The organism is uncultured Brevundimonas sp. (assembly GCF_947305955.1).
Taxonomy (GTDB): domain Bacteria; phylum Pseudomonadota; class Alphaproteobacteria; order Caulobacterales; family Caulobacteraceae; genus Brevundimonas.
In genome coordinates this window covers 1-7,825 of record NZ_CAMZFB010000074.1, presented here as the reverse complement: position 1 = coordinate 7,825, position 7,825 = coordinate 1, and the positions used below count along the sequence as shown (strand labels likewise).

General features: G+C 62.5%; 6 protein-coding genes. 4 read left to right on the top strand and 2 right to left on the bottom strand.

The annotated features are described in order from the left end of the window. Positions 1-487 (bottom strand): GNAT family N-acetyltransferase (locus Q0Y42_RS13580; RefSeq protein WP_297804792.1); only part of this gene is annotated, 487 nt, incomplete at its 3' end. Between the two features lie 221 nt (positions 488-708). Between Q0Y42_RS13580 and recA the strand changes: the two genes are divergently transcribed. The 3 genes from recA (at position 709) to alaS (ending at position 5,236) form a co-directional block, all read left to right on the top strand. Continuing rightward, positions 709-1,788, top strand: a complete 1,080-nt coding sequence (gene recA / locus Q0Y42_RS13575; RefSeq protein WP_292050718.1) for a recombinase RecA — start codon at positions 709-711, stop codon at positions 1,786-1,788. Between the two features lie 178 nt (positions 1,789-1,966). Then, the gene (gene rraA / locus Q0Y42_RS13570; RefSeq protein ID WP_297804787.1) at positions 1,967-2,449 is read left to right on the top strand and encodes a ribonuclease E activity regulator RraA; all 483 of its coding nucleotides are present in this window, start codon (positions 1,967-1,969) and stop codon (positions 2,447-2,449) included. A 144-nt stretch (positions 2,450-2,593) separates the two neighbouring features. After that, positions 2,594-5,236, top strand: a complete 2,643-nt coding sequence (gene alaS / locus Q0Y42_RS13565) for an alanine--tRNA ligase (protein ID WP_297804784.1) — start codon at positions 2,594-2,596, stop codon at positions 5,234-5,236. A 421-nt stretch (positions 5,237-5,657) separates the two neighbouring features. Here alaS and Q0Y42_RS13560 read toward each other — a convergent pair whose 3' ends face one another. After that, positions 5,658-6,878, bottom strand: a complete 1,221-nt coding sequence (locus Q0Y42_RS13560; RefSeq protein ID WP_297804782.1) for an NADP-dependent isocitrate dehydrogenase — start codon at positions 6,876-6,878, stop codon at positions 5,658-5,660. A gap of 161 nt (positions 6,879-7,039) precedes the next feature. Between Q0Y42_RS13560 and Q0Y42_RS13555 the strand changes: the two genes are divergently transcribed. Then, positions 7,040-7,825, top strand: a 786-nt coding sequence (locus Q0Y42_RS13555; RefSeq protein WP_297804779.1) for a DUF1176 domain-containing protein, incomplete at its 3' end; no start/stop codon positions are given.

The following is a 7,825-nucleotide window of genomic DNA, read 5'->3' as shown; positions in this document are numbered from 1 at the left end:
CGAAAAACGGGCTGCGGGCCCGATAGAACCAGCCCGGCATGCGCCCGCCGAAGACAATCCCCCTCAGGTTCTGGACCTCGCACAGTTCGCGGCGGGCATCGTACAGTCTTTGCCCGATACGCAGGCGGCGACGGGTCGGGTCCACACAGACCTCCATCCCGTACAGCCATTCCCCGTGGGGATCGTGCCGCGAGGCATAGCCGCCGCCGGTAATGTCCTCCCAGGTATGGGCCCGCATGGCCGATGCCTCGTCGATGCGGAAGCTGGCCGCATAGCCAACGATCTCGCCTTCATACTCCACCACCAGCTGGCCATCGGGATAGATGGCGATCTGGCCGCGCAGCATCCCTGCCGTATAGGGGATGTCATCCTTATAGACCCGACCGACCAACGCACTGATCGCACTCACATCCGCCATGCGGGCGTTACGGATGGTCAGGATGGCGGGCTTTGCAGGGTCGGAGGCGGGCAGATTTTCATGGGTCATGCCCCGCTAAACGCTCGTGCGCCGCAAAGGTGGCGCGTAGCCGCTACGTCAAATCCGGTCGCAGGTTTTGAACCGTGTTCCACATTTCAAATGAGAACATCTTGTGAACCAGAACAAACCGTGTACTAATCCCTTCATCGAGGGAGCGGGTCCTGGCGGGTCTCTCCCAAGGTCCTACGGGAATCTGGCCATGAATCATGGCAAGGGAGAGATCGACACCAATGACACAGGCGGCATTGAAACTAGTGGCTAAGGCAGACTCCGATAAACAACGCGCCCTCGAGGCAGCAATCGCCCAGATCGACCGTGCGTTCGGCAAGGGCTCGGTCATGAAACTGGGCAAGGCCGGTCAGGTCGCAGAGATTGAATCGGTTTCGACCGGCTCGCTCGGCCTCGACATGGCTCTGGGCATCGGCGGCCTTCCGGTGGGCCGCGTGATCGAAGTTTTCGGTCCAGAATCCTCGGGTAAAACCACTCTGGCCCTGCACACCGTGGCCGAGGTCCAGAAGAAGGGTGGCGTGGCCGCCTTCGTGGACGCCGAGCACGCGCTTGATCCGGTCTATGCCCAAAAGCTGGGCGTGAACCTCGACGACCTGCTGGTCTCGCAGCCGGACGCCGGTGAACAGGCGCTGGAAATCGTCGACACCCTCGTGCGTTCGGGTGCCGTGGACATCGTGGTCGTGGACTCGGTGGCCGCCCTGACCCCGCGCGCCGAAATCGAAGGTGAAATGGGCGACAGCCTGCCGGGCCTGCAGGCCCGCCTGATGTCGCAGGCCCTGCGCAAGCTGACCGCCTCGATCAACAAGTCGAAATGCATCGTGCTGTTCATCAACCAGATCCGTCACAAGATCGGCGTGATGTACGGCTCGCCCGAAACCACCACGGGCGGTAACGCCCTGAAATTCTACGCCTCGGTACGCCTCGATATCCGCCGCACCGGCGCGATCAAGAACCGCGACGAGGTGGTCGGCAACACCACCCGCGTGAAGGTCGTGAAGAACAAGGTTGCCCCGCCGTTCCGCGAGGTCATCTTCGACATCATGTACGGCGAGGGCATCTCCAAGATCGGCGAGATCATCGATCTGGGCGTCAAGGCGGGCATCGTCGAGAAGTCCGGCTCGTGGTTCTCCTATGACTCGACCCGCATCGGTCAGGGCCGCGAGAACGCCAAGGAGTTCCTCAAGAACAACCCCGACATGGCCGAGGCCATCGAGAAGGCTGTTCGCGCCTCCACCAACAAGATTGCCGACGAGCTTCTGGGCACTCCGGAACCGGACGAAGGTCAGGACCTCGAAGGCTAAAACATCTCCGCCCTCCTCCGGCGACCCGCCTACCGACCCCGTCGGAGGCGGGGTGGAGAAGGCCCACCCGTTCGACCGGGTGGGCCTCTTTTTTTGCCCACCGTGGCCCCCCGGCCCTTTTCCTGACACCCCATAAGCGGCAGGGTCGGTTTCCTCCTTCCCGACCATGAGACCCGCGATGACCGATTTCGCCACTGCCGACCTGTGTGACGCCCATCCCAACAAGGTGAAGGTCTGCGCCACGGCCTTCCGCAGCTTTGGCAAGATCACTGCCTTTTGCGGCCCGATGCGGACCCTCAGCGTGCTCGATGACAACGCCCTTGTCCGCTCGACGCTCGAAGGTCCGGGTCGCGGCGCGGTGCTGGTGGTGAACGGCGGCGGCTCGCTCAAACGCGCGCTGGTGGGTGACAACCTTGCCAAACTGGCCATCGACAACGGCTGGGCGGGCATCATCGTCAACGCCGCCATCCGTGACAGCGCCGTCATCGACACCATGGAGGTGGGCGTCAAAGCCATCGGCACCTGCCCGCTGCGCTCCGACCGCGACGGCATCGGCGAGCAGGATATCCCGACCAGCTTCGGCAATGTCATCTTCCGTCCCGACGACTGGATCTATGCCGACGCCGATGGCGTCATCGTCTCGACCGAACGTCTGGTCTAGGCCCGCCCACCATTCGCCAAGGGGCTAAGGTCTTCGGGGGTGATGCACTCGCCCCAAAAAACCTATATGACGCCCTGACCTTTTTCGCAGCGCGGTCACCCGATGGCGCTGCCCACCCGACACACCGAATAGTCCGATCATAAAATGACCAGCCTCAAGCAGATACGTTCGACCTTCCTCGATTACTTCGGCAACGACGGCCACGAGAAGGTGCACTCCGCGCCGCTGGTGCCGCAGAACGATCCGACCCTGCTGTTCGTCAACGCGGGCATGGTGCCGTTCAAGGACTATTTCACCGGCGCTGCTGTGCCGCCGTATCCGCGTGCTACCTCGTCGCAAAAGTGCGTCCGCGCTGGTGGCAAGCACAACGACCTGGACAACGTCGGCTATACCGCCCGTCACCACACCTTCTTTGAAATGCTGGGCAACTTCTCGTTCGGCGACTATTTCAAGGACCACGCGATTGAAAGCGCTTGGGGCCTGCTGACCAAGGAGTTCGGCCTCGATCCGAAGAAGCTGCTGGTCACGGTTTACCACACCGACGACGAAGCCTTTAACATCTGGAAGAAGGTCACGGGCTTCTCGGACGACAAGATCATCCGCATCCCCACCAACGACAACTTCTGGGCCATGGGCGACAACGGCCCTTGCGGTCCGTGCACCGAAATCTTCTACGACCACGGCGAGCACATCTGGGGCGGCCCTCCCGGTTCGCCGGAAGAGGACGGTGACCGCTTCGTCGAGATCTGGAACAACGTCTTCATGCAGTTCGAAAAGGAGAACGACGAGATCGTTCGCGAACTGCCCAAGAAGTCGGTCGACACCGGCATGGGTCTGGAGCGTATTGCCGCTGTGCTGCAGGGCGTTCACTCCAACTATGAGATCGACCTGTTCCGCAACCTGATCGCTGCTTCGGAAGACGCGACCAACACCAAGGCCGAGGGCGACCTGCAGGCCAGCCACCGCGTGATCGCCGACCACCTGCGCTCGTCGTCCTTCCTGATCGCCGACGGTGTGACCCCGTCGAACGAAGGTCGCGGCTATGTGCTGCGCCGCATCATGCGCCGCGCCATGCGCCACGCCCACCTGCTGGGCGCGCAGGACCCGCTGATGTACCGTCTGGTTCCGGCCCTGATCACCGAGATGGGCGAAGCTTATCCGGAACTGGGCCGCGCACAGGCCTTCATCGAAGACACCCTGAAGCAGGAAGAAATCCGTTTCCGCACCACGTTGGGTCGCGGCATGCACCTGCTGGACGAAGCCACCAAGGACCTGTCCGAAGGCGGCGTCATCTCGGGCCACACCGCCTTCACCCTGTACGACACCTACGGCTTCCCGCTGGACCTGACACAGGACGAAGCGCGTCGCCGTGGTCTGGCCGTCGACAACGAAGGCTTCGAGGCCGAGATGGCCGAGCAGCGCCAGCGCGGCAAGGCCAACTGGAAGGGCTCGGGCCAGACCGCCAACGCAGGCGAATGGCTGGCCATCCGTGACCAACTGGGTGCCACCACCTTCACCGGCTATGACAACACCGACGGCGAAGGCACCGTGGTCGCCATCGTATCGGAAGGCGCACGCGTCGAAACCGCTTCGGCAGGCGCAACCGTCGAAGTCCTGTTCGACCAGACCCCCTTCTATGGGGAAGGCGGCGGCCAGAACGGCGACAAGGGCACCGTGAAGTGGGCCGGTGGCAAAGGCCGTGTGCTGGACGTGCAAAAGCACGCCGGCGGCGACCTGTACGCCCACCAGATCGAAGTCACCTCGGGTGAACTGAAGATCGGTGCCAAGGCCGAGTTGCACGTCAACGCCGACGAGCGTCTGACTACCCGCGCCAACCACTCGGGCGCGCACCTGCTGCACACCGCGCTGAAGAACGTTCTGGGTGCCCACATCGCCCAGAAGGGCCAGATGGTGGACCACGAGCGCCTGCGCTTCGACTTCAGCCACAACGCCCCGGTGACGGACGAGGAAATCGCCCGCATCGAGGACGAGGTGAACGCGGTCATCCGCCAGAACGTCCCGGCCACCACCCAGCTGATGTCGCCGGAAGCGGCGATTGAAGCGGGCGCTATTGCCCTGTTCGGCGAGAAGTACGGCGAGGAAGTCCGCGTGCTGTCGCTAGGCAACTCGCTGAGCGAGCCGGGCAAGGCCTATTCGGTCGAACTGTGCGGCGGCACCCACGTCGCCCGCACCGGCGACATCGCCCTGTTCAAGATCATCTCCGAAGGTGGCGTGGCCGCTGGCGTGCGCCGTATCGAGGCCCTGACCGGCGAAGCCGCCCGTCAGTACCTGCTGGAACAGGCCAACATCACCCGCTCGCTGGCCCAGAACTTCAAGGTCCAACCGGCTGACGTCGCCCCGCGCGTCGAAAACCTGCAGGCCTCGGTCAAGACGCTCGAGAAGCAGGTTGCCGAACTGAAGAAGCAACTGGCGCTCGGCGGTGGCGGTGCCTCGGCCGCTCCGGAAGAGATCAACGGCGTGAAGGTCATCGCCCGCGTTCTCGACGGCGTGGACGGCAAGGGCCTGCGCGGCGTGGCCGAAGACTTCAAGAAGCAGATTGGCTCGGGCATCGTCGCTCTGGTCGGCGTGACCGATGGCAAGGCCGCCATCACCGTCACCCTCACCCCGGATCTGGTCGGCAAATACAACGCCGCCGACTTCGCCCGTGACGCCGTGATCGCCATGGGCGGCAAGGGTGCCGGCGGCAAGCCGGACTTCGCCCAAGGCGGCGCTCCGGACGCCTCCAAGGCCGAAGACGGCCTCGCCGCCATCAAGGCCAAGATCTAAGGATCGTCTGATAGCCAACAGAAAAGCCCGCCTCCCCCGAGGCGGGCTTTTTTGTAGGCGTCACCCCTGATCATCCGACGTCAAAGATGTACCATCCGTCTTCAGCAGATGGCGTCATCGAAATCGCTCTTAGGGTCGAGCCATCTTCGAACTTTAGGGTGCATTTTCCCTGAGTTCGAGCGACATCCACAATCCTTGCCTGCACTTGGACATGCAGAAGCCTGTGACCCGCATTGTAGCAGGTAACTCGTTGGCTTCTTGTACCAAATAGAAACTCAGCATGGGGCGATATGACTGATGCATTGGCCATATCAGAGTTATCTAAAGATTCGATTCAAACAAAAAGCCCGCCGGACGTATCCAGCGGGCTTTTCATTTTTAGTTCGCTAGCGCTCGGCCCGCGGGGCCTCGCTGCTTGAGCTTAACCAATACCCGGCAGGGCCTTCTTCAGGTTTTCCGAGACCTTGTCCAGGAAGCCTTCGGTGGTCAGCCAGCCTTGTTGATCGCCGACCAGCAGGGCCAGGTCCTTGGTCATGAAGCCCGACTCAACGGTTTCCACGACGACCTTCTCGAGGGTCTCTGCGAAGTTGGCCAGCTCGGCGTTGTTGTCCAGCTTGGCGCGGTGCTTGAAGCCACGGGTCCAGGCAAAGATCGAAGCGATCGAGTTGGTCGAGGTCGCTTCACCCTTCTGGTGCTGACGGTAGTGACGGGTCACGGTGCCGTGGGCGGCTTCGGTTTCCATGACCTTGCCATCCGGGGTCATCAGGACCGAGGTCATCAGGCCCAGCGAGCCGAAGCCCTGAGCCACGACGTCCGACTGCACGTCACCGTCGTAGTTCTTGCACGCCCAGACGAAGCCACCCGACCACTTCATGGCAGCAGCCACCATGTCGTCGATCAGACGGTGTTCGTAGTGCAGGCCGCGCGCCTTGAACTCTTCGGCGTAGTGGGCGTCGTAGACTTCCTGGAAGATGTCCTTGAAGCGGCCGTCGTAGGCTTTCAGGATGGTGTTCTTGGTCGACAGATAGACCGGATAGTTGCGCTGCAGGCCATAGGCGAACGAGGCGTGTGCGAACTCGCGGATCGACTCATCCTGGTTGTACATAGCCATAGCCACGCCAGCGCCCGGAGCCTTGTAGACTTCGTGCTCGATGACTTCGCCGTCGTCGCCGACGAACTTGATGGTCAGGGTGCCAGCACCCGGCATCAGGAAGTCGGTGGCCTTGTACTGGTCACCGAAGGCGTGACGGCCAACCACGATCGGCTGGGTCCAGCCCGGAACCAGACGCGGAACGTTCGAGCAGATGATCGGCTCGCGGAAGACAACGCCGCCGAGGATGTTGCGGATGGTGCCGTTCGGCGACTTCCACATCTTCTTCAGGCCGAATTCCTTCACGCGGGCTTCGTCCGGCGTGATGGTGGCGCACTTCACGCCAACGCCGTGCTTCTGGATAGCCTTGGCTGCGTCGATGGTGATCTGGTCGTCCGTAGCGTCACGGCTTTCCATGCCCAGATCGTAGTAGTCCAGCTCGAGATCGAGGTACGGGAAGACGAGCTTGTCCTTGATCATCTGCCAGATGATGCGGGTCATTTCGTCGCCGTCGATATCCACGATGGGGTTGGCGACCTTGATCTTGGCCATGCTTCGCCTCTTTGGTGCTGAGAAAGGTTTACGTTGGGGGCGGATATAGCCCTCCAACGCCCTGACGCAAAGCAATAGGGCACAAGAAATTTCGCGTTATTCGAGCTTGCCCGACAACCGGACTGTCCGCTTTAGTTCTCGGGCAAGGCAAGGACATCGCAATGACCCCCACACGCATTCTGATTATCGGCACTGTCGCGGCCACCCTTCTGGCCGGATGCAATGAGGCCGAGCCGCAGTCACAGTCCGCCGCGACTGCCCCCGACGCGAGCGAAGCTGCCGTCACTGCAGCGGCGACAACGGGAGACGCAGAGAGCGCCGCATCATCCCAAATTCCTTCGGAAACCAAGACCTTCCGCGAGTGGACCGCCGTCTGCGACAATGTGAATGCGTGCGCCGCCTATGGCCCCGCCGCCGATAATAGCGGTTTCGTCATGGTCCAGATCGACGCCGGTCCTTCTGCCAAACCGCAAGTCACTGCCGGTAGCTGGTCGCTTCCATCGGGAGCGTCGCGACTGTTGCTCAACATCGACGGACGCAACTACGCCGGCAAGATGGAGGCGGTCGACAGCGAAACCCCAATGCTCTCGATCAAGGACGCTTCCGACCAATTGATAGGGGCCATCGCCAATGGCCGCGCCATGACACTCACGGCCGGAGGGGAGACAGCGCATGTGACGCTGACCGGTGCCGCCGCCGCCTTCCTATGGATTGATGAACGTCAGGGCCGCCTTGGCTCGACCACCGCCCTCATCCGAAAGGGTCAGCGTCCGGCCAGCGCGGTTCCTGCCGCACCTACCCCTCCCAGACTGCAAGCCGCAGCGGCTGTGGCCCAATCGAACCTGCCTGCCCGCATGCCTGCGGCCGTCGCCAACGTTCCGGCGGTGCGCGAATGTGCGCAGAACGACAACACGTCGGAGCCTTGGGACGTCGCCCGCCTCGGCCCG